Annotated in this window: 22 protein-coding genes and 1 tRNA gene; 5 read left to right on the top strand and 18 right to left on the bottom strand. The window is 69.8% G+C overall.

Features of this window, described 5'->3' with window-relative positions:
• Positions 1–4 precede the first annotated feature (4 nt).
• The gene (locus ACFT32_RS27435) at positions 5–1330 is read right to left on the bottom strand and encodes an ABC transporter substrate-binding protein (RefSeq protein ID WP_382494318.1); all 1326 of its coding nucleotides are present in this window, start codon (positions 1328–1330) and stop codon (positions 5–7) included.
• Between the two features lie 398 nt (positions 1331–1728).
• Between ACFT32_RS27435 and ACFT32_RS27430 the strand changes: the two genes are divergently transcribed.
• The gene (locus tag ACFT32_RS27430) at positions 1729–2784 is read left to right on the top strand and encodes a LacI family DNA-binding transcriptional regulator (RefSeq protein WP_382494315.1); all 1056 of its coding nucleotides are present in this window, start codon (positions 1729–1731) and stop codon (positions 2782–2784) included.
• Between the two features lie 40 nt (positions 2785–2824).
• Here the strand turns inward: ACFT32_RS27430 and ACFT32_RS27425 are convergent, their stop codons facing one another.
• The 5 genes from ACFT32_RS27425 to ACFT32_RS27405 form a co-directional block, all read right to left on the bottom strand.
• Positions 2825–4015 (bottom strand): MFS transporter, encoded by a 1191-nt coding sequence (locus ACFT32_RS27425; protein WP_382494312.1) that lies wholly within the window; start codon positions 4013–4015, stop codon positions 2825–2827.
• Between the two features lie 96 nt (positions 4016–4111).
• Positions 4112–4184, bottom strand: a tRNA-His gene (locus ACFT32_RS27420).
• A 116-nt stretch (positions 4185–4300) separates the two neighbouring features.
• Positions 4301–4903: an oligoribonuclease gene (gene orn, locus ACFT32_RS27415; protein WP_382494309.1), complete on the bottom strand. Its 603-nt coding sequence runs from the start codon at positions 4901–4903 to the stop codon at positions 4301–4303.
• A 166-nt stretch (positions 4904–5069) separates the two neighbouring features.
• The gene (locus ACFT32_RS27410) at positions 5070–6344 is read right to left on the bottom strand and encodes a helix-turn-helix domain-containing protein (RefSeq protein ID WP_382494307.1); all 1275 of its coding nucleotides are present in this window, start codon (positions 6342–6344) and stop codon (positions 5070–5072) included.
• A 377-nt stretch (positions 6345–6721) separates the two neighbouring features.
• Positions 6722–7054, bottom strand: a complete 333-nt coding sequence (locus tag ACFT32_RS27405; RefSeq protein ID WP_189723843.1) for a hypothetical protein — start codon at positions 7052–7054, stop codon at positions 6722–6724.
• 305 nt (positions 7055–7359) lie between these two features.
• On the opposite strand from ACFT32_RS27405, the gene ACFT32_RS27400 reads away from it, so the two are divergent.
• Positions 7360–7887, top strand: coding sequence for a universal stress protein (locus ACFT32_RS27400; protein WP_382494304.1), 528 nt, complete (start codon positions 7360–7362; stop codon positions 7885–7887).
• A gap of 116 nt (positions 7888–8003) precedes the next feature.
• A complete protein-coding gene (locus tag ACFT32_RS27395) occupies positions 8004–8567 on the top strand; it encodes a GPR1/FUN34/YaaH family transporter (RefSeq protein WP_382494301.1) in 564 nt (187 codons plus the stop codon).
• Positions 8568–8724: 157 nt separating this feature from the next.
• On the opposite strand, the gene glmS is transcribed toward ACFT32_RS27395, so the two are convergent.
• Together glmS and ACFT32_RS27385 are read right to left on the bottom strand one after the other, a co-directional pair.
• On the bottom strand, positions 8725–10542 hold the full coding sequence (glmS, locus tag ACFT32_RS27390) for a glutamine--fructose-6-phosphate transaminase (isomerizing) (RefSeq protein ID WP_215121199.1): 1818 nt from the start codon (positions 10540–10542) through the stop codon (positions 8725–8727).
• Between the two features lie 12 nt (positions 10543–10554).
• The gene (locus ACFT32_RS27385) at positions 10555–10812 is read right to left on the bottom strand and encodes a hypothetical protein (RefSeq protein ID WP_184592987.1); all 258 of its coding nucleotides are present in this window, start codon (positions 10810–10812) and stop codon (positions 10555–10557) included.
• 165 nt (positions 10813–10977) lie between these two features.
• On the opposite strand from ACFT32_RS27385, the gene ACFT32_RS27380 reads away from it, so the two are divergent.
• Positions 10978–12543, top strand: coding sequence for a fibronectin type III domain-containing protein (locus tag ACFT32_RS27380; protein WP_382494298.1), 1566 nt, complete (start codon positions 10978–10980; stop codon positions 12541–12543).
• Between the two features lie 36 nt (positions 12544–12579).
• On the opposite strand, the gene ACFT32_RS27375 is transcribed toward ACFT32_RS27380, so the two are convergent.
• Complete coding sequence (locus tag ACFT32_RS27375) at positions 12580–13461, bottom strand: DUF4429 domain-containing protein (protein WP_382494295.1); 882 nt, start codon at positions 13459–13461, stop codon at positions 12580–12582.
• Between the two features lie 95 nt (positions 13462–13556).
• Here ACFT32_RS27375 and ACFT32_RS27370 point away from each other — a divergent pair, with 95 nt between their 5' ends.
• Positions 13557–15146, top strand: a complete 1590-nt coding sequence (locus ACFT32_RS27370) for a beta-N-acetylhexosaminidase (RefSeq protein WP_382494292.1) — start codon at positions 13557–13559, stop codon at positions 15144–15146.
• A gap of 135 nt (positions 15147–15281) precedes the next feature.
• Here the strand turns inward: ACFT32_RS27370 and ACFT32_RS27365 are convergent, their stop codons facing one another.
• From ACFT32_RS27365 to ACFT32_RS27325, 9 genes are all read right to left on the bottom strand, one after another.
• Positions 15282–17051 (bottom strand): IucA/IucC family protein, encoded by a 1770-nt coding sequence (locus ACFT32_RS27365; RefSeq protein ID WP_382494289.1) that lies wholly within the window; start codon positions 17049–17051, stop codon positions 15282–15284.
• Positions 17048–17599: a GNAT family N-acetyltransferase gene (locus ACFT32_RS27360; protein WP_382494286.1), complete on the bottom strand. Its 552-nt coding sequence runs from the start codon at positions 17597–17599 to the stop codon at positions 17048–17050. The genes ACFT32_RS27365 and ACFT32_RS27360 overlap by 4 nt, the downstream gene beginning before the upstream one ends.
• Positions 17596–18873, bottom strand: a complete 1278-nt coding sequence (locus ACFT32_RS27355; RefSeq protein WP_382494283.1) for a lysine N(6)-hydroxylase/L-ornithine N(5)-oxygenase family protein — start codon at positions 18871–18873, stop codon at positions 17596–17598. The genes ACFT32_RS27360 and ACFT32_RS27355 overlap by 4 nt, the downstream gene beginning before the upstream one ends.
• Positions 18857–20299, bottom strand: coding sequence for a lysine decarboxylase DesA (gene desA, locus ACFT32_RS27350; protein ID WP_382494281.1), 1443 nt, complete (start codon positions 20297–20299; stop codon positions 18857–18859). Before desA ends, ACFT32_RS27355 begins: the two co-directional genes overlap by 17 nt.
• A gap of 150 nt (positions 20300–20449) precedes the next feature.
• Positions 20450–21328: a siderophore-interacting protein gene (locus ACFT32_RS27345; RefSeq protein ID WP_382494278.1), complete on the bottom strand. Its 879-nt coding sequence runs from the start codon at positions 21326–21328 to the stop codon at positions 20450–20452.
• 124 nt (positions 21329–21452) lie between these two features.
• Entirely contained in the window at positions 21453–22496 is a 1044-nt protein-coding gene (locus ACFT32_RS27340; RefSeq protein WP_382494275.1) for an ABC transporter substrate-binding protein, read from the bottom strand.
• Positions 22497–22714: 218 nt separating this feature from the next.
• Positions 22715–23875 (bottom strand): acyl-CoA dehydrogenase family protein, encoded by a 1161-nt coding sequence (locus ACFT32_RS27335; protein ID WP_382494272.1) that lies wholly within the window; start codon positions 23873–23875, stop codon positions 22715–22717.
• Between the two features lie 5 nt (positions 23876–23880).
• Positions 23881–24840: a hydroxymethylglutaryl-CoA lyase gene (locus tag ACFT32_RS27330; protein WP_382494269.1), complete on the bottom strand. Its 960-nt coding sequence runs from the start codon at positions 24838–24840 to the stop codon at positions 23881–23883.
• Positions 24840–26753 carry a biotin carboxylase N-terminal domain-containing protein gene (locus ACFT32_RS27325; RefSeq protein WP_382494266.1) on the bottom strand — a complete coding sequence of 638 codons (1914 nt, stop codon included), beginning with the start codon at positions 26751–26753 and terminating at the stop codon, positions 24840–24842. The genes ACFT32_RS27330 and ACFT32_RS27325 overlap by 1 nt, the downstream gene beginning before the upstream one ends.
• Positions 26754–26763: the final 10 nt, after the last annotated feature.

Below are 26763 nucleotides of genomic sequence, written 5' to 3'. Positions count from 1 at the left end.
CGGGTCACTGGTCCAGCTTGTTGTCGATGGTCTTGACCGCGGACTCCCAGGCCTCCTTGGCCGACTTGCCCTTCGTCACCAGGAACACGCCGTTGTCCGACAGGCCCTGCTGGATGATCTGGTCCTTCGGGCCGATCACCTGGACCGGGGCGGCCTTGGCGGCCTCCGCGAAGATCGGGCCGATCTCCTGCTTGCCCGTCATGTCGTTCGTGGCGCCCGTCACTTCGGGCATCGTGTAGGTGGACGGGGCGCTCGGGAAGCTGGCCTGCACCTTGAACAGCTTCGCCTGCTGCTCCGGCGCGGTCAGCCAGGCCACGAACTTCTGGGCCTCCTTCACGTTCTTGCCGCTCTTCGGCACGGTGAGGAAGGTGCCGCCCCAGTTGCCGCCCTTGGGCGCCTCGGCCACGGCCCACTTGCCGGCGGCGTCCGGCTTCGAGTTGGCCTTGATGTGGCCGAGCATCCAGGGCGGACAGGCGACCGCGGCGAACTTGTTGTTGGCGATCGTGGAGTTCCAGGCCGGCTGGAACTGTGTCTGCGCCTGTACCAGGCCCTTCTCGGCGGCCTCGGAGGTCAGGTCGAAGGCGGCCTTCACGGCGGGGTTGGTCTTGTAGATGACCTTGCCGGAGGCGTCGTAGAACTTCTCCTTCTCGCTGCCCAGGATCGCGTTGATCAGACCGCCGGGGGAGTCCATGAAGAAGGTGCCGTCGGGAGCCTTCGACTTGTAGCGCTCGCCGACATCGACGAGCTTGGCCCAGTCACCGGCCCACAGCTTGCCGACCTCGGCCGGGTCGGTGGGCAGACCGGCCTGCTTGAAGAGGTCCGTGCGGTAGCAGATCGCCATCGGGCCGACGTCGGTGCCGAGGCCGACCGTCTTGCCGTCCTTGGTCGTGGCCTGCTGCCACTTCCAGTCGAGCCAGTTGCTCTCGCTCACGCCCGAGATCTTGGACATGTCCTCGAGTTTGTCGGCCTGGGTGGCCGTGACCTCGGCGATATTGGCGACTTCGACGGCCTGGACGTCCAGCAGACCACTGTTGGTGGTGAGGTGGTTCAGCAGCGCCGGGTAGTAGTTCTCGTTCCGCTCGACGACGTTCTGCTCGATCTTGATCTTCGGGTTGAGCTTCTCGTACTCGTCGTAGAGGCCGGCCTCCTTGAAGCCCATGGTGCCGAAGAGCCCCACCGAGATCGTGGTCTTGCCGCTGCTGTCGCCGGACGAGGAGCCGGAACTGTCGTCGCCGCCGTCGTCGGCACAGCCGGCCAGCAGCCCGGCGCCCAGCGACGCGACGGCCGCGACGACCATCGCCTTGCGGGCGGTTCGGATGCGTGCTCGCATGTCGTCCTCCTGTTGCCCTGACGTGCCGACCCCCCGGCCAACTGCATTGTTGGACCCGTTTTTGCTCGCTTCGGCTCGGGCGGGGAACGTGCGGGTTGTGTATGTGTCAGGTACTGTGGGAGCGCTCCCACCGGTGATGTGTTGAAGGTTGTCCGGTCGGGGCGGGGGTGTCAAGGGACCGGACAGGGAGAGATGCGTTCAGTTATCGGGCCGTTAACTGGACCCGGGCCGGGGCCTGTTGCGGCCCGGGCCGGCGGTATCGAGCCGGTCGGTCCGGCTCGTCCGGCTCAAGCGGAGGCCGGGGGCGGGAGGCCCTCGGTGGCGGTCACTACAGCTGACGAGCCTGTTAAATTCCAGGCCAGCCGCAGAGTGCGGGTGTGGACGGGAAGGCGGAGCCCATGGCAAGCCACGGAGCGCGGGGCCGAAGCGGTGGCCGGCCCACCCTCGAAGAGGTGGCGGCGCGCGCCGGTGTCGGCCGCGGCACCGTCTCCCGGGTGATCAACGGTTCGCCCCGGGTCAGCGACGCGACCCGCGTGGCCGTCGAGGCGGCGGTCGCGGAGCTCGGATACGTCCCGAACACCGCCGCGCGAGCCCTGGCGGCGAACCGCACGGACGCGATCGCGCTGGTCGTCCCCGAGCCGGAGACCCGGTTCTTCGCGGAGCCGTACTTCTCGGACATGCTGAAGGGCGTCGGGGCGGCGCTCTCCGACACGGAGATGCAGCTGCTGCTGATCTTCGCGGGCAGCGACCGTGAACGCCGCCGCCTCGCCCAGTACTTGGCGGCCCACCGGGTGGACGGCGTCCTGCTGGTCTCCGTGCACGCGGACGATCCGCTGCCCGACCTGCTGGCCCAGCTGGAGATACCGGCGGTGATCAGCGGCCCGCGCTCGTCGGCGGAGACCCTCCCGTCGGTCGACTCGGACAACTACGGCGGCGCCCGCCAGGCCGTCGAGCACCTGCTGTCCGGTGGCCGCCGCCAGATAGCCCACATCACCGGACATCTCGACGTCTACGGTGCCCAGCGCCGTATCGACGGCTACCGCGAGGCCCTGAGCGACGCGGGCCACGAGGAGGACGAGGCGCTGATCGAGGCGGGCGACTTCACGGAGGAGGGCGGCCGCCGCGCCATGGCGGCCCTGCTGGAGCGCCGCCCCACGCTGGACGCGGTCTTCGCCGCCTCCGACGTCACCGCGGCCGGTGCCCGCCAGGCCCTGCGCGAGGCGGGCCGCCGCATCCCCGACGACGTGGCGCTCGTCGGCTACGACGACTCCGCCATCGCCCGCCACATGGACCCGCCCCTCACCAGCGTCCGCCAGCCCATCGAGGAGATGGGCCACCGCATGATCGACCTCCTCCTCACGGAGATCGCCGACCGCCGCCCCTCGGCCTCCCGGGGCCTGGAACGACGCCAGATGGTCCTGGCCACGGAGCTGGTGTCCCGGGCGTCTTCGTGAAACGGCGAGCCGTCCGCGGACATGACTCCGGCCGCGGGAGTCACGTCCTGGCCGGTGCCGGCCGCCGGAGCAGATAGGCGGCCGCCGTCGAGACCAGGACGGCCATGCACGCGATGAACACCAGGCCCGCGCCCTCCAGGCCGACGGGGCCCGTCAGCAGGCCCACGCCGATCACCGGGACGGAGATGCCCGCGTAGGCCACCACGAACAGGGCCGAGATCACCGCGGCACGCCGGTGTGCGGGCGAGGCCCCCGCCACCTCGGACAGCGCGCCGCGGAACGCCAGTCCCTGCCCGGTCCCGCCGATGAGCGCGCTCAGCACCACCAGCGCCATCAGGTCCCACCGCAGCGCCCCCGCGAGCAGGGCGAGACCGGCGAGAAGCCCGGCGCAGCCCAGGGGGAGGGAGCGCCGTACACCGACCCGGCCGACCGCGAGTTGACCGGCGGTCGAGGCGAAGAAGGCCAGCGCGACGATCAGCCCGCTCACGGCGTGGTCGGTCACACCCAGGGACTCGGCGAGGAACTCGGGGCTGACCGACGTGAACACCCCGAACAGCGCGAACCCCACGAAAGAGGCGGTCGCCGCCGGTCCGAACACCGCCCGCACCTGCGGGGGCAGAGCGGGCCGCTCGGGCCGTACGGTGCGCAGCGGCCGCCGCTCCCGCACGGTCTCGGCGAGCCGCAGCAGGACGGCGGCGGAGGCGGCCACCAGGACGAGATGCGTGAGGAACGGCAGATACAGCGGCCAGGGCGCGTACTGCGCGAGCACCCCGGACAGCAGCGGACCGCAGCCCAGTCCGCCCATGTTGGCGGCGGTCGCCACGAACGTGGCCCGGGAGGCGCCGCCCTCGGGCGCCAGCTCCATCACGTACGCGGTGGCCGCCCCGGTGAACAGCCCGGCGGACAGTCCCGACAGCAGCCGCCCCGTGTACAGCCAGCCGAGCCCGGTGGCGCACAGGAAGCAGACGGCACTCGCCGCGGCGAGGCCCAGGCCGCACAGCAGCACCGGGCGTCTGCCCACGGCGTCCGAGGCGTTGCCGACCAGCAGCAGCACGCCGATGACCGCGAAGGCGTACAGGGCGTACACCACGGTCACCGTCAGCTCGGAGAACCCGAACTTGTCCTGATAGAGGGGGTAGAGGGGGGTCGGCAGCGTGGTGCCGGCCATGCATACGGCGAACACCGCACCGCTGAGCACACACGCGCGCCACCCTCGGCGTCCACCGTCCATGCCGCCGACCGTAGTCCCGCCTGCCGCGTCGCCCCGGAGAGGCGCGCAAAAAGCTTCAGCCGGTGGCTTCATCGAAGCCACCGGCTGATTACTCAGGGTGAGTGACGGGACTTGAACCCGCGGCATCCTGGACCACAACCAGGTGCTCTACCAGCTGAGCTACACCCACCATGACCGGCTTGGAGGTCAGTGACTTCCCTGACCGGCCGAGAAAAAGTGTACAGGGTCCGAAGGGGTGCTCGCGCCCGGCTTTCGCGGCGCCCCTCGACGGGCCCCCGGATGCCCTTACTGAGCAGGCAGGACGTGCTTCGCGGCGATCTTCTTCGCGGTGTCCGAGTCGGGCCCGGGCTGCGGGACGAACACGGCCTCGCGGTAGTAGCGCAGTTCCGCGATGGACTCGCGGATGTCGGCGAGCGCGCGGTGGTTGCCGTTCTTCTGCGGGCTGTTGAAGTACGCCCGCGGGTACCAGCGGCGGGCCAGCTCCTTGACCGACGAGACATCGACGATCCGGTAGTGGAGGTAGTCCTCCAGCGTCGGCATGTCGCGCAGCAGGAAGCCGCGGTCCGTGCCGACGGAGTTGCCGCACAGCGGGGCCTTGCCGGGTTCCTTCACATGCTCGCGTACATACGCCAGGACCTGCTCCTCGGCGTCCGTCAGCGTCGTGCCGGCGGCGAGTTCGTCGAGCAGTCCGGACGCGGTGTGCATCTGACGCACCACCTCCGGCATCGTCTCCAGCGCCGCGTCCGGCGGGCGGATGACGATGTCCACCCCCTCGCCGAGCACGTTCAGCTCGGAGTCGGTCACGAGGGCGGCCACCTCGATGAGCGCGTCGTCCGACAGCGAGAGGCCGGTCATCTCGCAGTCGATCCACACCATGCGATCGTTCATGTGTCTAACCTTACGGCCCACTGCCCCGAGCTCGGCCCGGCCGTGCAGTGACCTTGTCGTCGAAGGCCGGCCCGCTCCGGAAACGGCGCCGGGCCCGCGGGGAGGGCTTCCTCCCCGGGCGCCGCCCCCGGGGGGGGGGGCCCCCCCCCGCGGGCCCGGCGCCGGCTCATGTCGCGCTGCGCTGCCCCGGCAGACTCGCCCGGGCCGATATGTAGGCCTCCCGCCCGTTGTCGGACGCGGCCGACGCCGACAGGGCTTGGGACGCCCCGACCGCGCTCGCGGCCGCCGTACGGCGGGACTGGAGCGGGACCGGGTGCTCCGGGTGCAGTGCGGCGGGCGCCTGGCCGGGATGCCCCGGGTGGCCCGGCATGCCGCCCCCGGGACCGCCCGGTCCGCCGTCGACGTCCTGGGGCCGCTCGGCCTGCGGACGACGGGCGCGGTACGCCGCCCGGTACGCGGCCGGGGACGAGCCCAGCTGGCGGCGGAAGTGCCCGCGCAGGGCGACCGGCGACCGGAAGCCGCAGCGTCCCGCCACCTCGTCCACCGAGTAGTCCGACGTCTCCAGCAGGCGCTGCGCCTGGAGCACCCGCTGGGTGATCAGCCACTGCAGCGGGGCGCTCCCGGTCAGCGAGCGGAAGCGGCGGTCGAACGTACGCCGGCTCATGTACGCGCGTGCCGCCAGTGTCTCCACGTCGAACTGTTCGTGGAGGTGCTCCAGCGCCCAGGCGACGACCTCCGCGAGCGGGTCGGCGCCGATCTCCTCCGGTAAAGACCTGTCGAGGTAGCGCTCCTGGCCGCCCGACCGGCGCGGCGGGACCACCAGACGGCGGGCCAGCGCACCGGCCGCCTCGTTGCCGTGGTCCGTCCGCACGATGTGGAGACAGAGATCGATTCCGGCCGCGGTGCCCGCCGACGTCAGCACGTCCCCGTCGTCGACGAACAGCTCGCGCGGATCGACGTGCACCGACGGATAGCGCTTCGCCAGCGTCGGCGCGTACATCCAGTGTGTCGTCGCGGGCCGGGCGTCCAGCAGGCCCGCCGCCGCCAGGACGAAGGCGCCGGTGCACAGCCCGACGATGCGGGCGCCCTCCTCGTGGGCGCGGCGCAGCGCGTCGAGCGCCTCGTCCGGTGGCGGAGAAGTGATCGAACGCCAGGCCGGTACGACGACCGTGCCCGCCCGCGAGATCGCTTCCAGGCCATGCGGTGCGCTGAGTTCGAGGCCCCCTGTGGTCCGCAGCGGGCCGTCCTCACCGCCGCACACCAGCAGTCGGTAGCGCGGCACGCCGGCGTCCTGGCGGTCGATCCCGAACACCGACAGTGGTATGGAACTCTCGAAGATGGGGCCGCCGCTGAACAGCAGCACCGCGACGATCTCCTTGCGGCGTCGCCCGGAAAGCTTCCGGACGCCGGCTTCCGGCGCGGCAGTGGAGTCGTGGCTCATACTGCTAAGCCCCCCTCGGTGGTCGCGGCTCCTCGGTTGTGTCGCTCCTGCACGTTTCCCCTCGGTCCTGCACGAGTCCCCCGCCGTAGACAGTCAAGATCGAATCTACTGTGTCCCGTCGTGCCGAGGTGGCCGGTTCGGCACTCGGCACATTGTCGACTTGGCAACTTGGCGTGAAGCATTCGATCACGAAGCGTTGCACTCGTGGGGCGTGCAGGGAAGTGCGCCTTGTCGCAGTGGCCAATCCGCGTAGGGTGCGCAGGCCCCCTGAGGCCCTTTCCGTGCAGGTCGAACGGGGGTTGGGGGGTGCTCCGGCAGGGTGATGCACAGGTGCGAGAAGTTGGCTGAAAACCAACGTGCACGTGCACTGAAACCGGTCAGCCGACCGGTGTATCTCCTCCAGTGTGCCGTCCGCCCCGGTGTGACCCCGTTCCGGTGCGGTGGTGCCGCCCCCGGTGGGGTGCCCGGTCCTCGGCCGCGAGCCGGGCCGCGCCGCGCTCCGACTGGCGCAGCAGCACCCGGCAGGCGCCCGTGACGGCGGCGAGCCCGAGGGCCGTGCCGGCGGCACCGGCCAGGGAGCTGCCGTAGCCGAGGAGCACGACCGGGACGAGCAGGCAGCTGAAGGCCGCCCAGCGAACCACATCCGTCGCGGTGTCCCGCGGCGGCGGGGCCGCGCGGTCCGCCTCGGCGGCGATGCTGGGTCCGGACATGGGCGCTCCCTGTGGCGTGACTCACGGAGTTCAACGCGCGGCCGGGGCGTCGGTCACTGGGTGAGCGGATCACCCCCACGGGTAAGTGAATCCTGTGCAAACCGCCTGTACAGCGCAGCAACCATTGCGTTACGGGCGTCGCCTCGTGCATGCTCCCTGGAACCCGCACGCACGGCGAGCGGGTTCTGGGCTAAGGAGGCGTGCCGCCGTACCCTTGGGGGTATGGGGTTGGGAAGACCATTCCCGGACACAGCTCCGCCGCACACTGTTGTCCCCCATATAAGGATCACAACGCCGAGACAGCCATGGCCGGTCACGAATTCTTCGAACCAGCGGACCGCAAGCGGCCCGTCGCCGATCCCACGGCGGCCGAGCCCCTGGCGGCGGAAGAGTCACGCCATTCCTGCGATCCCGCCTTCAAGCACGGCGTCGTCGTCGGATTCGACGGCTCCACGTCCAGTGAGCGAGCCCTGGCCTACGCGATCGGGATGGCCCATCGCTCCGGGTCGGGCCTGATCATCGTCCATGTCGCCAACCGGCTGCCGACCACGGTGTGGGCCGGCTGCGAGCCGCCCGTCTTCGTGGACGTGCCGGACCACCGGACCGAGGTGCTCGGGCTGGAGCTGGCGTGTGCGGAGTATCTCGCCGAGGTGCCCTGGATCCTCGTGGAGCGCGGCGGGGACATCTGCCACGAACTCGAAGAGGTCGGGCGGGAGTACGAGGCCGACGCGATCGTCGTCGGGTCGAGTCACGGCATCGTGGGGCGCATCTTCGGCTCGGTCGCGGGGCGGCTCGCCAAGCGGGCGCAGCGGCCCGTCATCGTGATTCCCTGACACTCCACTCCCTTTGTGCAACGCGCGTATCGACTTGTGTGCAGAAGGTGTTTGTGCCCTTGTGAAGGGCATATACGGGACACCGCACAACTGCACATGCACGAAGGGAGCCCGCCGTGGACAAAGACGTCTCCGCGGGAAGCGGCATCACGACCGTGGCCGGTCGACTCGCCCTCGGAATCACCCTGTTGGCCTTCGGGCTGGGGCACACCGCCGTGATCGACGGTGTGTCAGCCGCTGACGCCGCGTCAATCGCCCAGTACGTGGGCGGCATTGCCCTCTTCGCCGCCGGGCTGATGGCCCTCCGGGAGGGGGACTCCGCCGGTGGTACGGCGTTCTCGGTGCTCGGGGCGCTGTGGTTCACGTGGGCCGTGGCGGACGGCGCGGCCGGTAACGAGGCCGGGCTGTTCCTGCTGTTGTTCGCCCTCGTGGCGCTGTCTCTGACGCTCGCGGGTGGGGACCAGCTGGGTCAGGGGATGTACGGGCTGTTCTTCGTCGCCCTGTTGCTCATGGCGATCGCGAGTTTCGCCGGCAATGACGGGCTCGTGAAGGCGGGCGGCTGGTTCGCCGTCGCCGCGGGGGCGGTGGCCTGGTATGCGGCGACCGCGGCCCTGGCGCACTGGCCCACGGCGGTTCCGCGACGGCGTGCTGCCGGTCGGGGCGTGACGGCCACCGGCTGAAATGGCAGCCGACGCCGGGATATTGGGCGAACCCGGCGTGTGAAAACGGACCCCCTGTGCGCTGGTGGCAGCACCTGGGGGTCCGTCCTCTTGTTTGGCCTGTGCGGGTGCGTTGGGGTTGTTCGCGCAGTTCCCCGCGCCCCTAAAAGAGGGTCACTTACTCAACCGTCACCGACTTGGCCAGGTTGCGGGGCTTGTCGATGTCCCTGCCCAGGGCCAAGGCCGTGTGGTACGCCAGGAGTTGGAGGGGGATGCCCATCAGGATCGGGTCGAGTTCGTCCTCGTTCTTCGGGACGACGATCGTCTCGTCGGCCTTCTCCTGGTGCTGGTGGGCGACCGCGAGGATCTTGCCGCTGCGGGCCTTGATCTCCTCCAGGGCCGCGCGGTTCTTCTCCAGCAGGTCGTCGTCGGGGACGATCGCGACCGTGGGGAGGGCAGGCTCGATCAGGGCCAGCGGGCCGTGCTTGAGCTCGGAGGCGGGGTAGGCCTCGGCGTGGATGTAGGAGACCTCCTTGAGCTTCAGGGAGGCCTCGCGGGCCACCGGGTAGCCCCGGACGCGGCCGATGAAGAGCATCGAGCGGGCCTCCGCGAACTGCAGGGCCAGCTTCTTGACGTCCTCCTCGTGCTCCATGATCTCGGCGATCTGCGCGGGCAGCTTCCGCAGGCCCGCGATGATCCGCTTGCCGTCGCGGACCGAGAGGTCACGGGTACGGCCCAGGTGGAGGGCGAGCAGGGCGAAGGCGACCGTGGTGTTGGTGAAGCACTTGGTGGAGACCACGCAGACCTCCGGCCCGGCGTGGACGTAGATGCCGCCGTCGGCCTCGCGGGCGATCGCCGAGCCGACCACGTTCACCACGCCCAGGACCCGTGCGCCCTTGCGCTTGAGCTCCTGCACGGCGGCGAGGACGTCGTAGGTCTCGCCGGACTGGGAGACCGCGACGTAGAGGGTGTCGGGGTCGACGACCGCGTTGCGGTAGCGGAACTCGGAGGCGGGCTCGGCGTCGGCGGGGATGCGGGCCAGTTCCTCGATCATCTGGGCGCCGATCTGGCCCGCGTGGTACGAGGTGCCGCAGCCGAGGATCTTCACACGGCGGATCCGCCGGGCCTCGCGGGCGTCCAGGTTGAGGCCGCCCAGGTGCACGGTGGAGAAGCGGTCGTCGATGCGGCCGCGCAGCACGCGGTCCACGGCGTCGGCCTGCTCGTGGATCTCCTTGTGCATGTAGGTGTCGTGGCCGCCCATGTCGTACGACGCCGCCTCCCACTCCACGGTGGTGGGCTCGGCCGTGGTGCGGGTGCCCTCGGTGGTGTAGGTGCGGAAGTCGTCGGCCTTGAGGGTGGCCATCTCGCCGTCGTCCAGGGTGACGATCTGGCGGGTGTGGGCGACCAGCGCGGCGATGTCCGAGGCGACGAACATCTCCTTCTCGCCGATGCCGAGGACGACGGGGGAGCCGTTGCGGGCGACGACGATCCGGTCGGGGAAGTCGGCGTGCATGACGGCGATGCCGTAGGTGCCCTCGATGAGCCGGAGGGTCTCGCGGACCTTGTCCTCCAGCTTGGTGGCCTGGGAGCGGGCGATGAGGTGGGTCAGCACCTCGGTGTCGGTCTCGGAGAGGAACTCGACGCCGTCCGCCTCCAGCTTGCGGCGCAGGTCGGAGGCGTTGTCGATGATGCCGTTGTGGACGACGGCGACCTTGCCCTCGGCGTCCAGGTGCGGGTGGGCGTTGACGTCGGAGGGGGCGCCGTGGGTGGCCCAGCGGGTGTGGGCGATGCCGGTCGTGCCCTTGAAGCGGGCCGGGACCTTGGCCTCCAGGTCGCGCACGCGGCCCTTGGCCTTGACCATCTTCAGGCCGGACGTCTTCGGGGACGTGACGACGATGCCCGCGGAGTCGTAGCCGCGGTACTCCAGGCGCTGGAGGCCCTCCAGCAGGAGGGGCGCGACGTCACGCTTGCCGATGTAACCGACGATTCCGCACATGTATACGTATTCCTAGCCGTAGACGATGCGTCGCAGCTGCCGGAGCGAGAGCTCCGGCGGTGCCACCGCGCGATATTTCAGATCCGCCTCGATCCGTTCGAAGATCGCCGTGTTCACCAGGCCCTGGGCCTGGAGCTCACGGTGGCGGCGACGGACGTACTCCTCGGTCGTCTCGTCGAAGTAGGCGAGCACGTCCTGGATCACGCGCAGCGCCTCGCCCCGGCTGAGGGGGCTGGACCGCGTCAGATGATCAACGAGTTCGTCGTGCACTCGCTAGATCCTGAGGCACCGGCAGCACTTTCGCAAGAAATCTGCCCGGTTTCGGGCAGATGAGTGTTGGAACACTTATGGGACGCCCATGGGGGTCTGATGGGTGATTGTTCCCCGGGCGGATGTGTAGGGCGAGCAATTTGTGGCGCCATGGACATTCCTCGTATGGGCGTACCCGAGCGGCTCGCCGAGCGCATGAGCATGGCTGAGCAGCACGAGTACCTGCGCGCCAGATTTTCCCGGCGCACGATGATCAGAGGCGGTGCCGTCACCCTCGGTGCCGTCGCGGGTGGCGCCTTCGTTCCGGGTGCCACCGCCCAGGCGGCCGTACCGACCGCCCGCACCGCTCCCGCGACCGAGACCGTCGACGGTGCCTTCGTCGCCCCCTTCGGCCGCCACCTCGCCTACGGCGCCGACCCGCGCACGGAGATGACCGTCTCCTGGCAGGTCCCGGTCGCCGTCAAGAAGCCGTTCATCCGGATCGGCGCCCACCCCACGGACCTCTCCCGGAAGATCGACGCCGAGGTCCGCACCCTCTTCACGCCCGCCGGTGTCGGCGCCAGCGGCAACCACACCCAGTACTACGTGCACGCCGAGCTGACGCATCTGCGCCCGGGCCGGACGTACTACTACGGCGTCGGCCACCAGGGCTTCGACCCGGCCGAGCCGCACCTGCTGGGCACCCTGGGCACCTTCACCACCGCCCCCGCGCACAAGGCGCCGTTCACCTTCACGGCCTTCGGCGACGAGGGCGTCAGCTACCACGGCCTCGCCAACAACAGCCTGCTGCTCGGCCAGAACCCGGCCTTCCATCTGCACGCCGGCGACATCGCCTACGCCGACCCGTCCGGCTCGGGCCAGGCCTCCGACACCGGCTTCGACTCGCGGATCTGGGACCAGTTCCTCGCCCAGACCGAGTCCGTCGCCAAGTCCGTCCCGTGGATGCCCGCCTACGGCAACCACGACATGGAGGCCTGGTACTCGCCCAACGGCTACGGCGGCGAGGAGGCCCGCTGGAACCTCCCGGGCAACGGCCCCGACAAGAAGAACCTGCCGGGCGTCTACACCTTCGTCTACGGCAACACGGCGGTCATCTCGCTCGACGCCAACGACATCTCCTTCGAGATCCCGGCCAACCTCGGCATCTCGGGCGGCACCCAGACCAAGTGGCTGGAAGCCCAGCTGAAGAAGTACCGGGCGTCGAAGGACGTCGACTTCATCGTGATCTTCTTCCACCACTGCGCCTACTGCACCTCCACCTCGCACGCCTCGGAGGGGGGTGTGCGCCAGGAGTGGGTGCCGCTGTTCGAGAAGTACACGGTGGACCTGGTCATCAACGGCCACAACCATCAGTACGAGCGCACGGACGTCATCAAGGGGAACAAGGTCGCCAAGAAGCTGCCGATCGGCGGCACGGCCTACCCCGAGACCGACGGCGTCGTGTACGTGACAGCCGGTGCGGCGGGCCGCAGCCTCTACGCCTTCAGCGCCCCGCTGTCCTACGAGGGCAACGAGCAGAACGTGGACTCCGTGGCCTCGTTCGTCAACGTCAAGGGCGGCAAGCAGAACGAGACCGTCGCCTGGTCCCGGGTGCGCTACCTCGACTACTCCTTCCTGCGCGTGGACGTCACCCCCGCGCCGAAGGGGCGGACGGCCACGCTGAAGGTGCGCGGAATCGCCGAGAGCGGGGAGCAGGTGGACCACTTCACCATCGCGCGCCGGGCGAAGTAGCGCCTCCCGGGGGAGTGTTCCGGCTTCTCCGGGGTGTTACATCCGCTTCAGGATCGCCTGCTTGGCGAGCGCGAACTCGTCGTCCGTCAGTACGCCGGTGCGGTGCAGTTCGCCGAGTTCGCGCAGGCGGCGCAGGAGGGCGTCGTGGTCGTCCTCCGTGGGCGCGACCGGGAGGGAAGGCGTTTCCGGTCGCTCGTCCGGTACGTCGGCGGTGGTTCCGGCCGGGTGTGGAAGCCTGGCCTGGACCGCCGCCGCGACCAGTGCCATCAGCGGGTCCTTCTTGAAGCCCCACAGCTCCACGGAGTTGGGGTCGTACTTGGGCGGGGCCTTGGTGGGCGCGTTCCGCACGGTGAAGCGGACGTAGCCGTTCTCCAGGCCGGCCGCCGGCTGCCACTCCACGCCCGTGATGTCGCGGAGCGCGAGCGTGCGGGCGCCGGCGGCGGCCTTGGCGTCCTCCGTCTTCCAGTTCCACTCCAGGCGTATGCGCTCGCCGTCGAAACTCGCGGTGCCGTCCCCGGCGGAGACCGAGAGCGGCACGGCGGGCCCGGGCAGCAGATACGCGGTCACCGGGTCGGCCGGCACCTGGTCCAGGAGCAGCGCGCTCCGCACCTCGTCCGTGAAGTACTCGGCGACCCCGTAGCGGTCCGACTCGACGAGCAGCTGGTACGGGTCGTGGGGCTCGGTGAGCCGCCCGCCGGTCGCGTGCAGCAGGGGATCCGCACCGTCGCGCAGGCGCAGCCGCAGACGGCCGCTCTTCTTGCCCTGCTCGAACGAGACTCCCGCCAACGCCCCGAGCGGGACGACCAGTTCACCCAGTTCCCTGCGCAGCAGGCTGACGTTCTTGTCCCGTCCGGGAGTCAGTCGCAGGGCATCGCTGTCGAAGGCCCATGTGCCGTCCTTCTGGATGATTTCCGCCATGGGGTGGATTGTTCCACCAGTCTCACGAGAGAGTGGTCCAGACCTCTTAGGGCTCAATGGCTCGATGAAGGGACACGCTTGTGAGAGACGGCCGTGTGAGACAGCACCACAGAACGCTCCGCCTTCTCGGTTCCCTGCTGCTGGTCGCGATGGGCGTCTCCGTGACCGGAGCCGCCCCCGCGCCGGCGGCCTCGCCCACCCCGCTCGACCGTGTGGTCCCCGCGCCCGCCTCGGTCGCCCCGGGCGGGTCCGCCTACCGGATCACCCGCGGCACGCACATACGCGTCGACGGCTCGCGTGAGACCCGGCGCATCGGCGAGTACCTCGCGAAGCTTCTCCGGCCCTCCACCGGTTACCGCCTGCCCGTGACCGACGTTGGCGCCGGAGGCATCCGGCTGCGGCTCGCCAAAGGCCCGTTCGGCGCCGAGGGCTACCGCCTCGACAGCGGGCGCAAGGGCGTCACCATCACCGCGGCGGCGCCCGCAGGCCTCTTCCACGGCGTGCAGACCCTGCGTCAGCTGCTCCCGGCGGCCGTCGAGAAGAATTCCGTCCAGCCCGGCCCCTGGCTGGTCGCGGGCGGCACCGTCACGGACACCCCGCGCTACGGCTGGCGCGGCGCCATGCTCGACGTCTCCCGGCACTTCTTCACCGTCGACCAGGTCAAGCGCTACATCGACCAGTTGGCGCTCTACAAGATCAACAAGCTGCACCTGCACCTCAGCGACGACCAGGGCTGGCGCATCGCCATCGACTCCTGGCCGCGGCTGGCCGCCTACGGCGGTTCGACGCAGGTCGGCGGCGGACCCGGCGGCTTCTACACCAAGGCCGACTACAAGGAGATCGTGCGGTACGCCTCCTCCCGCTACCTGGAGGTCGTCCCCGAGATAGACATGCCCGGCCACACCAACGCGGCCCTCGCCTCCTACGCCGAGCTCAACTGCGACGGCGTCGCACCCCCGCTGTACACCGGGACCGAGGTCGGCTTCAGCTCGCTGTGCGTCGGCAAGGAGATCACGTACGACTTCGTGGACGACGTCGTCCGGGAGCTCGCCGCGCTGACTCCGGGCAAGTACCTGCACATCGGCGGCGACGAGGCGCACTCCACCAGCCATGAGGACTATGTCGCGTTCATGGACCGGGTGCAGCCGGTCGTCGCGAAGTACGGCAAGACGGTCGTCGGCTGGCACCAGCTGACCGGGGCGACGCCGGCGAAGGGCGCTCTCGCGCAGTACTGGGGGCTGGACAGTACGAGTGCGGAGGAGAAGGCGCGGGTGGCGAAGGCCGCGCAGAGTGGTACGGGGCTGATCCTTTCGCCGGCGGACCGGGTGTATCTCGACATGAAGTACACGAAGGACACGCCGCTGGGGCTGTCCTGGGCGGGGTATGTCGAGGTGCGGCGGTCCTACGACTGGGATCCCGGGGCCTATCTGCCGGGGGTGCCGGGCGGTGCGGTGAAGGGGGTTGAGGCGCCGATGTGGTCGGAGACGCTGTCGAATTCCGAGCACATCGAGTTCATGGCGTTTCCTCGGTTGCCTGGCGTTGCCGAGTTGGGGTGGTCTTCGGCGGCTTCGCATGACTGGTCGCGGTACAAGGTGCGGCTTGCTGCGCAGGCTGAGCGGTGGGATGCGCTGGGGATTGAGTGGTATCGGTCGCCGCAGGTTCCGTGGGGGGCCGCCGGGTTGTGATTCGTCTGCGGGCCGGTGGGGGCTGGTCGCGCAGTTCCCCGCGCCCCTAAAAGATGCGCAGTTCCCCGCGCCCCTGATAGCAAAATGGACGAGCACCCCGGAGGACCGTACTCCGGGGTGCTCGTCTGCTTGGGGTCAGAACTCGGCGATCGGGTTCTTGAGGGTGCCGATCAGTTGGAGGGCTCCGGAGGGGTCCGAGAGGTCCACCATCTGTTCGTTGTTGCGGAGCTGGAGGCGGTTGAGGCAGGAGAGGGAGAACTCGGGGGCGAACATGTCGTACTGCTTGAACTTGTCGGCGAGTTCGGGCATCGACTCCTGGTAGGCGCGGGTGACGTCCGCGACCGTGCGCCAGAAGTCGTCCTCCTCCAGGATTCCCTCGGTGGCGAGGTTCGCCGCGAGGAAGCGGAAGAAGCAGTCGAAGACGTCCGTGAAGATCGACAGGAGTTTCTTGTCCTCCGGGACCTCGACGCGCAGTCGCTCGACCGTCGGCGGCAGTACCGCGTCCGGGTCCATGACGGCGATCTCCTCGGCGATGTCCTTGTAGATCGCGCGCCGCACGACCCCGTCCTCCAGCACCAGGATGACGTTCTCGCCGTGCGGCATGAAGACCAGGTCGTAGGCGTAGAAGCTGTGGAGGAGGGGCGTGAAGTAGGCCGTGAGGTAGTGGCGCAGCCACTCCGTGGGGGTGAGGCCCGACTGTTCGATCAGTGCGCCCGCGACCGAGGCACCCTCGTGGTCGACGTGGACCAGGGACGCCATCGTGGCCAGGGACTCGCCCTCCTGGAGGGACGGCACCGGGCTCTCCCGCCACAGTGCGGCGAGCATCTTGCGGTACGGCGAGTAGCGGTCGGTCGCCTGCTCGTACTCCAGGTGCCGGTAGCCGACCGCCGCGCGCTCCTTGATGATCGACAGGCCCGTGGACTTCAGCACCGGGTCGCCCTCGATGAGCTGGGCCAGCCAGTCGTTGATCGCCGGGGTGGCCTCCATGTAGGCGGCCGACAGACCCCGCATGAAGCCCATGTTGATGACCGACAGCGCGGTCTTGACGTAGTGCTTCTCCGGGCTCGTCCTGTTGAAGAAGGTCCGGATGGACTGCTGGGCCAGATACTCGTCGCCGCCCTCGCCCAGGCACACCAGGTGCCCGCGGGCGACCTCGGCGGCGAAGGTGACGGTGAGCTTGTTCCACCACTGCCAGGGGTGGACCGGGATGAGGAGGTAGTCCTCGGGGTCCTTGCCCTGGTCGCGCAGGGTGCCGTGGAAGCGCTCGACGGTCTCCTCGCCGAGCTCCTCGCGCAGGAACGACTCGTACTCGATGCCGACACCGGCGGTGAACGCCGCCCGCGAGCGGTGTGCCGCGAGCCAGACGAGCCGGACCGGGCTCGCCGTCTCCGGGGCGTACGACAGGTACTCGTGGATGCCGAAGCCGAGCCGTCCGTTGTTGGCCACGAAGCAGGGGTGGCCCTCGGTCATGCCGGTCTCGATGGCCTGGAAGTCGCCGCGCGCAAGCTCGGACGCGGTGATTTTCGGCTTGGTGAGCTTGTAGCAGGTGCCGGAGAGGGTGGAGGAGATCTCCTCCAGGTAGACCGGCAGGATCTGCTCGCTCAGGCCCAGGGTGTCCTTCAGCTCGATGAAGAAGTCCAGGGCCGCGAGCGGAAGCTCGGCGCCGTCCCGGTGCCGGGTGATCGAGCCGGCGTCCACCTGCCAGTGGTCCAGGGCCCGGCGGTCGGCGGAGAAGGCGTACCGGGTGAGGCCGTCGTCGCTGCGGACGACGAAGCGCTCCCCGTCCGCCTCGGGGGTGATCAGCCGCTCGTGCGCGAACTCGGCGAGGGCTTTGCGGATCAGCAGGCGGTTGGCCTGGTCCCAGCGCTCGGGGGACAGGTGCGCCACGGCGTCGGACAGGGTCATATCGCCACTCCTAGTGCGGCCAGGTACTGATCGCGCGTGCAGAAGCTCAGCAGCGCGCGCTTCTCCGGCTTGTCGATCTCGCGCTCGGGCACGAAGCCGACGGCCTCGTTGAGCGCGTGTACTGCCTTGTTGCTCACGTCGGGCTCCACCACGACCCGGCGGGTGCGCGGGTCGGCGAACAGCTCGTCCATCACGGCGGTGATGACGGCCTTGGTGAAGCCGTGGATCGGCCGGTCGGTCGGCGCGACCAGGAAGTGCATGCCGACGTCGCCGGGCTCCGGGTCGTACAGGCCTTCCAGCTCGACGTACCGGGGGTCGTACGACTCCATCAGGAACGCCGGGCGGCCCTCGTGCAGACCGAGGTACGCGTGGTGGTACTCGTGCGCCGCGATGCGCATGTACTCGCGCTCGACGTCCTGCAGTTTCGCGTCCTGCATCATCCAGTAGGACGCCTTGGGGTGGGTGACCCAGGAGTGCAGCAGCTCGGCGTCCTTCAGCGGGTCGAGTGGGCGGACGGTCAGTGTGCCGATGCCGGTCGTGGCGCTCATACCGCGAACTCCTGGAAGGCGATGGTCTTCTCCACCGGGTAGTACTCGCTGCCCAGCAGCTCCCGGATGATGTACGCGTTCCGGTACGGGCCCATGCCCAGGTCGGGGCTGGTGATGCTGTGCGTGTGGACGCCGGCGTTCTGCAGGAAGACGCCCCGTCCGGTGACGTCGACGGCGTAGTTACGGGCGACGTCGAAGTTGCCCTGGGAGTCGTAGACCAGGCGGTCCTTGACGGGGGCGAGGAACTCCGGCTCGGCGTACTTGTAGCCGGTGGCCAGCACCAGGCCCTCGGAGTCCAGCTCGAAGTCCTTGCCCTGCTCCTCCTGGCGGAAGCCCAGCGTGTACGTGCCGTTCTCGTACGCCGCGCTGTTCAGCGAAGCGTTGGTGATCAGCCTGGTGGGCACCGGGCCGCCGAGGTTCTTCTGGTACAGCAGGTCGAAGATCTCGTTGATCAGGTCGCCGTCGATGCCCTTGAACAGACCCTTCTGCTCGGCCGTGAGGCGGTAGCGGGTCGCCTCCGGCAGCTCGCGGAAGTAGTCGACGTACTCCGGGGACGTCATCTCCAGCGTGAGCTTGGTGTACTCCAGCGGGAAGAAGCGCGGGGAGCGGGTGACCCAGTTCAGCCGGTAGCCGTGGACGTCGATCTCGCTGAGCAGGTCGTAGTAGATCTCGGCGGCCGACTGGCCGGAGCCGACCAGTGTGATCGAGTCCTTCTTCTGCAGCTCCGCCTTGTGGCTCAGATAGCGGGAGTTGTGCAGGAAGTCGCCGTCCAGGTCCTGGCAGGCCTCGGGGATGTAGGGCGGGGTGCCCGTGCCGAGGACGAGCCGGCGGGCGCGGTAGACGTCTCCGGCCCCGGTGTGCACGACGTAGAGGTCGTCCTCGTAGCGGACCTCGGTCACCGTGGTGCCGAAGCGGATGCTGCTGAGCTTGTTCGCGGCCCAGCGGCAGTAGTCGTCGTACTCGACGCGCAGCGGGTAGAAGTTCTCGCGGATGTAGAACGAGTACAGCCGGCCCTTCTCCTTCAGGTAGTTCAGGAAGGAGTACGGGGACGTCGGGTCGGCGAGGGTGACCAGGTCCGACATGAACGGGGTCTGGAGGTGGGCGCCGTCGAGGAACATCCCCGCGTGCCATTCGAAGTCGGGCTTCGACTCGAGGAAGACGCCGTCGAGTGCGTCGATCGGCTCGGTCAGGCAGGCGAGGCCGAGGTTGAACGGGCCGAGCCCGATCCCCACGAAGTCATGGGTTTTGGTGGGGTTTTCAGGACGCGCGGTCAAGGGACTCTCCCAGGTACTGCTCGGCATGGCCGGCGATCAGATCGAGGACGGCGGCGATGTCGGACGCCTGCGTCTCGGGGTTGAGCAGGGTGAACTTCAGGTAGTGGCGGCCGCCGACCTTGGTGCCCGCGACGATGGCGTCACCGGAGGCGAACAGGGCCTTGCGGGCGTAGAGGTTGGCGCGGTCGATCTCGGCGGGGTCGGTGACGGCCGCCGGGATGTAGCGGAAGACCAGGGTGGACAGGCGCGGCTCCACGACCACGTCGAAGCGCGGGTCGGCGGCCAGCAGCTTCCAGCCCTCCCGGGCCAGCTCGCACACCTCGTCGAAGAGCTGCCCGATGCCGTCGGCGCCCATGGTCCGCAGGGTCATCCACAGCTTGAGGGCGTCGAAGCGGCGGGTGGTCTGCAGGGACTTGTCCACCTGGTTGGGGATACGTTCCTGCACCATCCGGCGCGGGTTGAGGTACTCCGCGTGGTAGGTGGCGTGGCGGAGGGTGGCCGCGTCCCGCACGAGCACGGCGGAGGAACTCACCGGCTGGAAGAAGGACTTGTGGTAGTCGACGGTGACCGAGTCGGCGCGCTCGATGCCGTCGATGCGGTCCCGGTGCTTCACGGAGGCGAGCAGGCCGCAGCCGTAGGCGGCGTCGACGTGCATCCAGGTGCCGAACTGCTCGCAGAGCTCGGCGATCTCCGGCAGCGGGTCGATGGAGCCGAAGTCGGTGGTGCCGGCGGTGGCGACGACGGCCATGGGGACGAGGCCGGCTTCCTTGCAGCGCTCCAGCTCGCGGGCGAGGGCGACGGTCTGCATGCGCTTGTCGTGGTCGACGGGTATGGAGACCACGGCGTCCTGGCCGAGCCCGAGCAGCTTCGCGGACTTCTTCACGCTGAAGTGGCTGACCTCGGAGGCGAAGATGCGCAGTTTGGCCAGCGTGTCCGTCTTGGCCTCCTCACGGGCGAGCAGCAGCGCCTGGAGGTTGGACTGGGAGCCGCCGGAGGTGAACACGCCGTCGGCGGCGGGGCCGAGGCCGATGCGCTCATTCGTCCAGTCGATCAGTTTCCGCTCGATGAGCGTGCCGCCGGCCGACTGGTCCCAGGTGTCCAGCGAGGAGTTGACGGCGGACAGGACCGCCTCGCCGAGCACGGCCGGGATGACGACCGGGCAGTTGAGGTGGGCGAGGTAGCGGGGGTGGTGGAAGTAGATCGCGTCCCGGAGGTAGACGTCCTCCAGTTCGTCCAGCACCGCGGCGGTGTCGTGCAGCGGCCGGTCGAGGTCGATCTCGTCGATGCGGGGAGAGAGGGCGTCGACGCTGACGCCGGTGAAGGGCCGGTCGGTGGCGGCGAGTTTGGCGGCCACCCGCTCGACTCCGTCGGTCACGGAGCGGCGGTACTGCTCCGCGGTGGTGTCGTTGAGCAGGTGCGAGCGCATGTGGGGGTCCTCCGGTGGGGACAGTCCGGTTGCGGGACAGGGGTGGGCTGAGCCGCGGGTCTAACTTAGGTAAGCCTAACCTAAGTTGCTTGGGGGGAGAGTTGGCTCTGCCGTGACTGTGGTCACGCGTGGGTCATCGAAGGCCGTCGGTCAGCCTTCGGCGCGGAGTTGCTCCTCGCTCACTCCGCGGCGCCAGTAGCCGACGAACGTCACCCGGCGGCGGTCGATCCCGCGCTCCCGCACGAAATGCCGGCGCAGCTGCTTCACGCAGCCGGACTCGCCGGCGATCCAGACGTACGGCCGCTCGGCGGACGGGAGTTGGGCGTCGCGGAGGGTGTCGAGGACCATGGGGGAGCCCTCGACGGACTTGGGGTCCCCGGGGGTCTTCGGGGTCTCGTCCTTGACGAGCCAGGTGATCTCGGCGTCGGCCTCGGTCACCAGGTCCTGGATGTCCCCGGTGTGCGGGACCTCCAGCCAGACCCGGGCACGGGTGCCGGCCGGCAGCGCCTCGACGATGGCCGAGGCGGCCGGTACGGCGGTCTCGTCGCCCCAGACGACCACGAGGTCGGTGTCCTCGGGCGGCCGGAAGCGGATCGCCCGGTTGTCGGCGACGGCCGGGCCGAGCAGCAGGACCCGGTCCCCGGCGGCGGCCCGGTCGGCCCAGCGGGAGGCGGGGCCGGCCTGGACCGAGGCGCCCGGCCCGATGCCGTGCAGGGCGAAGTCGATGTCGATCTCGTCCGGGTCGCGGCGCAGTGCGCGCAGCGTGTACGACCGCATCACGGCCCGTACGTCGTCCGGCAGTTCGCGCCAGCCCTGCCACCACCCGTCCCCGAGCTCGAGCGGCACGACCGGCTCGGGCTGCCCGGGATGCGGCAGGAACAGCGACAGCGACTGGTCACGCCCGTCGGAGTGGAATGCGTGCAGATCGGGCCCACCGAAGGTGACACGGACCAGAGACGGACCGAGCCGCCTCGTCCGCACGACCTGAAGAGAGAAGAAACGGAAGGGGGCGGCTACGGCGGTGGTCATGGGGGCTCCTGAGTTGTCGTCAGGGGGTGGTGCGGCCTACCTCTCAGGGGCGCGGGGAACTGCGCGACAAGCCATATACGGCTCGCAGCCGCAGCCGTCGCGCAGCCCCCACGGCGCTGAACGCCTAGCCGACCTTCTTCGCGTTCTCGATGGCCTTCGCCAGGTTCTCCACCAACGGCACACACTTGTCGTACGACAGAATCGGCTCGGCCGACCGCGAGATGACCTGCCCGGCCTTCACCGCCGGCAGCTTCTTCCACGTCGCCTCGGAGATGTCCGCCGGCTGGATCGCCGAGGAACGGTCGTCCATCATGATGACGTCCGCCGCGTACTTGTCGACGTTCTCCCAGCTCAGGCTCTCGAACCAGCCGCCACCCTGCGCCTTGGCCTTCTCCGGCGGCTCGACGAAGTTCACGCCGAGGGACTTGAAGTACTCCAGGTCGACGGAGAGGTTGGTGCCGGAGACATAGAAGAGCTCCTGGCTCGCGGAACCGACCAGCACCTTGATGTCGGGGTGCGCCTTGGCGGCCTTGCGCAGCCGCTCGGAGGCCTCCTCGAACCGCTTCTTGGCGTCGCTGGCCTTGGCGGACTTCACGTCGCCGCCGAGGGACTCGGCCAGCTCCCACATGCGCTGCAGCGGCCCGGTGAGCTGGCGGTCGTAGACGGAGATGCCGACGCTCGGGGCAAGCTTGGCGATCTTGTCCTTCGAGGCCTCCGGGACGTACCAGAGCGTGCCGGCGTCGTCGAACATCGTGCTGATCAGCACGTCGGGGGCGAGGGCGGCGTACTTCTCGACGCTGAACTGGTCGAAGGTGTTGCCGAGGATGGTCACCTTGCTGATGTCCATGTCGCCGGCCTGGACGTCGGGCTTGCCGTCCTGGGTCTTGGTCGGGCCGAAGACGCCCTTGACGGAGACGCCGTAGTCGTGGAGGGCGGCGGCGACGCCGGTGAAGGCGACGATGTTCGTGGGGGTCTTCTTCAGCTGTACGTTCTTGCCGCGGTCGTCCTTGAAGGACCACGGGCCGGACTTGGCGCCCGCCGCCGCGTCCGAGTCGCCGTTCTTGGAGTCTCCACTGCCGCAGGCGGTCACGAGGGCGCCGAGTCCGAGGGCGCCCCCGGCGGCGAGGATGCCGCGTCGGGAGAAGCGGGCGGTTCTGGCGTTCGACATGGCTGAGTCTGCTTTCGTGCGTACGGAGCCATTGCGGGCACGGCTGAGAGCCGCCTGGCTGGAATCAAGCTTAGGCTAGCCTAACCTCACGAGGAGTCCAGGGGGCCCTGTGGCCTGTGCCGCTTGAGCGCCGGGCGTGAAGATTATGTGCCGCGGGCACGGTGGGTGACGGACATGCGAAGGGCCTGCGCCGTGTCCGGCGCAGGCCCTTCGGTTTCTCAGCCTGCCAGTCCCAACTCCCGGGCGATCAGCATGCGTTGGACCTCGCTCGTGCCCTCGCCGATTTCGAGGATCTTGGAGTCGCGCCACATGCGGGCGACCGGGTACTCGTTCATGAAGCCGTAGCCGCCGTGGATCTGGGTGGCCTCCCGGGCGTTGTCGACCGCGATGGTGGAGGAGTGGAGCTTGGCGAGGGCCGCCTCCTTCTTGAAGGGGGCGCCGGACACCAGGCGGGCCGCCGCGTCGCGCCAGGCGAGGCGGGCCGTGTGGGCCTTCATCTCCATGTCGGCGATCTTGAACTGGATGGCCTGGTTGGCGGCGATGGGCTTGCCGAAGGCCTGGCGTTCCTTGGCGTACTTGACCGACTCGTCCACGCAGCCCTGCGCCAGGCCCGTCGCCAGGGCGGCGATCGCGATGCGGCCCTCGTCGAGGATGCGGAGGAACTGGGCGTAGCCGCGGCCCTCCTCGCCCAGGAGGTTCGCGGCCGGGACCCGGACGTCCGAGAAGGACAGCTCACGGGTGTCCGAGGCGTTCCAGCCGACCTTCGAGTACGGGGCCGCGACCGTGAAGCCGGGGGTGCCGGACGGGACGATGATCGAGGAGATGTGCGGCTTGCCGTCCGCCGACCGGCCGGTGACCGCCGTGACCGTCACCAGGCCCGTGATGTCCGTGCCCGAGTTGGTGATGAAGCACTTCGTGCCGTTGATCACCCACTCGTTCGTGGCGGAGTCCAGGCGGGCCGTCGTACGGGTCGCGCCGGCGTCGCTGCCGCCGTCCGGCTCCGTCAGGCCGAACGCTCCCAGGAGTTCGCCCGAGCAGAGACGGGGGAGCCACTCGCGCTTCTGGGCCTCCGTGCCGTAGCGGTAGACCGGCATCGCGCCGAGTGAGACTCCGGCCTCCAGTGTGATCGCGACCGAGGAGTCGACCCTCGCCAGTTCCTCCAGGGCCACGCCCAGCGCCAGGTAGTCGCCGCCCATGCCGCCGTACTCCTCGGGGAACGGCAGACCGAACAGGCCCATGCGGCCCATCTCGCGGACGATCTCGTACGGGAACTCGTGCCGCTCGTAGAAGTCGCCGATCTTCGGCGCCACCACCTCGTGGGCGAACTCCTCGACCGTGCGGCGGAGTTCCTCCAGTTCGGGGGAGAGTCGGTAATCCATCGTGATCAGTGCTCCTCGGTGTCCACGATGTCCTCGTGGGACAGGGCTCGGACGGTGCGGGACGGGCTGGGTCGGCCCAGGTGGGCGGCCATCCAGACGCTCGTGGCGACGAGGCGGCCGAGGTCGATTCCGGTGTCGATGCCGAGGCCCCGCAGCATCCACACGAGGTCTTCGGTGGCGAGGTTGCCGGTCGCCGACTTCGCGTACGGGCAGCCGCCCAGGCCGCCCGCCGAGGCGTCGACCGTCGTCACGCCCTGCTGGAGCGCCGCGAGCGTGTTGGCGAGGGCCTGGCCGTAGGTGTCGTGGAAGTGGACGGCGAGGGTGGTGGGCGGGATGCCCGCCTCGTCCAGCGCAGCGAGAAGGGCGACCACATGGCCCGGGGTCGCGACGCCGATGGTGTCGCCCAGGCTCAGCTCGTCGCAGCCCATGTCCGCCAGGGCCTTGCAGACCCGCACCACCTGGGGGACCGGGACCGCGCCCTCCCAGGGGTCGCCGAAGCACATGGAGAGGTAGCCGCGGACATGGGCCCCCTCCGCCTTCGCGCGGGTGACGACCGGGCCGAACATCGCCAGCGCCTCGTCCACCGTGCGGTTGAGGTTGGCCTTGGCGAAGGACTCCGTGGCGCTGGCGAAGACCGCGACCCGCCGGGCGCCCAGTGCCAGGGCGCGGTCCAGGCCGCGTTCGTTCGGGACCAGGACCGGGAGGGCGGCGTCGAGATCGCTCACCATCGGGAACAGCGCTTCCGCGTCAGCCAGTTGGGGGACCCACTTGGGGTGGACGAAGCTCGTCGCCTCGATGGTCGTCAGGCCCGCGGCGGCCAGGCGGTGGATGAACTCCGCCTTGATCTCCGTGGGGACCGTCGCCTTCTCGTTCTGGAGGCCGTCGCGGGCGCCGACCTCGTGGATGCGCACGCGGGAGGGGAGGTCCTCGGCCGGGACCGTCATCGGGAGACCGTGGGCCGTCATCACTCCGCCTCCTCGTGGGGTGCGATGACCGCGAGGACCTGGTCCATGGCGACCGTCGAGCCCGGCGCCACGTCCAGCTCCGTGACCTTGCCGGCGTGCGGGGCGGAGATGACGTGCTCCATCTTCATCGCCTCGACGACCAGCAGGCTCTGGCCCGCCGTCACCTCGTCGCCGGCGGCGACCTTCACCACCGTCACCGTGCCGGGCATGGGCGCGGTGAGGGAGTCGGCGCCCGCGTGGGCCGCGCGGCTGAGCGACGCCGCCACCGGGTCGTGGTCGCGTACGTGCCAGGCGTCGCCGTCGCGGCCGAGCCAGTCGGCGGCACGGTGGAAGGTGTGTCGGACGCCGTCCAGGGTCACCGCGACCCGGTCGCCGGTGACCGCGGCGGTACCCCGGGGGGTGTACTCCAGCGGGTCCTGGACGCGCAGGGGGAAGGCGGGCGGTTTCCGGGTCCCGCCGAGTCGCCACCCGGTGGGGAGGGAGAAGGGGTCCGTCCAGCCGCCGGGTTCGGGCGTCAGGGCGTCCAGGCGTACGGCCGCAGCCGCCTCGTAGACCTCCTCCGGTACGTCCGAGGGGATCAGCCCCTCGACCTCGCGCTCGACCAGGCCCGTGTCCATGTCGCCCGCGATCACCGCCGGGTGGGCGAGCAGACGGCGCAGGAACCCGGCGTTCGTCTGCACGCCGAGCGTGACCGTATCCGCCAGGGCCGAGCGGAGTCTGCGCAGGGCCGTCGCGCGGTCGGGGCCGTACGCGATGACCTTGGACAGCATCGGGTCGTAGAGGCTGCCGACCTCCGTGCCCTCGGTGAGGCCCGAGTCGGTGCGGATGCCGTCGCCCTGTGGTTCGCGGAGCCGCAGGACCGTGCCGCCGGAGGGGAGGAAGCCGCGGGCCGGGTCCTCGGCGCAGATACGGGCCTCCACCGCGTGGCCGGTCAGGCGTACGTCCTCCTGGGCGAAGCCGAGAGGCTCGCCGGCCGCGACCCGCAGCTGCCACTCGACCAGGTCCAGGCCGGTGATCAGCTCCGTGACCGGGTGTTCCACCTGGAGGCGGGTGTTCATCTCCATGAAGTAGTACGAGGACGGGTCGGAGCCGTTGACGATGAACTCCACGGTGCCCGCGCCCCGGTAGCCGCAGGAGCGGGCTGCCTGGACCGCCGCCTCGCCCATCGCGGAGCGGGTCTCCTCGTCGAGGAGGACGCTCGGCGCCTCCTCGATGATCTTCTGGTGACGGCGCTGGAGGGAGCACTCGCGCTCCCCGAGGTGCACGACCTGGCCGTGGCCGTCGGCCAGGACCTGGATCTCGATGTGCCGGGGGCGGTCGATCCACCGCTCCACGAGGAGCGTGTCGTCGCCGAAGGAGGCGCGGGCCTCACGGCGGGCCGACGCGATCTCCTCCTCCAGCAAGGTCAGGTCCCGCACCAGGCGCATACCCTTGCCGCCGCCGCCCGCGCTCGGCTTCAGCAGCACGGGCGCGCCCAGTTCACGGGCCGCCTCGGCCAGGTCAGGGTCCCGCCCGCCGGGCACCACGGGGACTCCGGCCGCCTGGACCGTCTCCTTGGCGCGGATCTTGTCGCCCATGAGGGAGATCGCGTCGGCGGGAGGGCCGATGAAGACCAGGCCGGCCTTGGCGCAGGCGCGCGCGAAGGCGGCGTTCTCGGCGAGGAAGCCGTAGCCGGGGTGGACGGCCTGGGCACCCGTGCGGGCGGCGGCCTCCAGCAGGCGCTCCGCCGACAGATAGCTCATCGACGCCGGGGCCGGTCCGATCCGGACCGCCGTGTCCGCCTCGCGGACATGCCGGGCGTCGGCGTCCGCGTCGGAGAAGACGGCCACCGAGCGCACGCCCATCGACCGCAGCGTCCGGATGACGCGTACGGCGATCTCGCCCCGGTTGGCCACAAGCACTGTCTCGAACATCGTCGTCCGT

It is taken from the genome of Streptomyces sp. NPDC057002 (assembly GCF_042673825.1).
GTDB lineage: Bacteria > Actinomycetota > Actinomycetes > Streptomycetales > Streptomycetaceae > Streptomyces.
The sequence above is the reverse complement of the archived record's forward strand: the minus strand, read 5'-3'. Positions and strand labels throughout refer to the sequence as shown.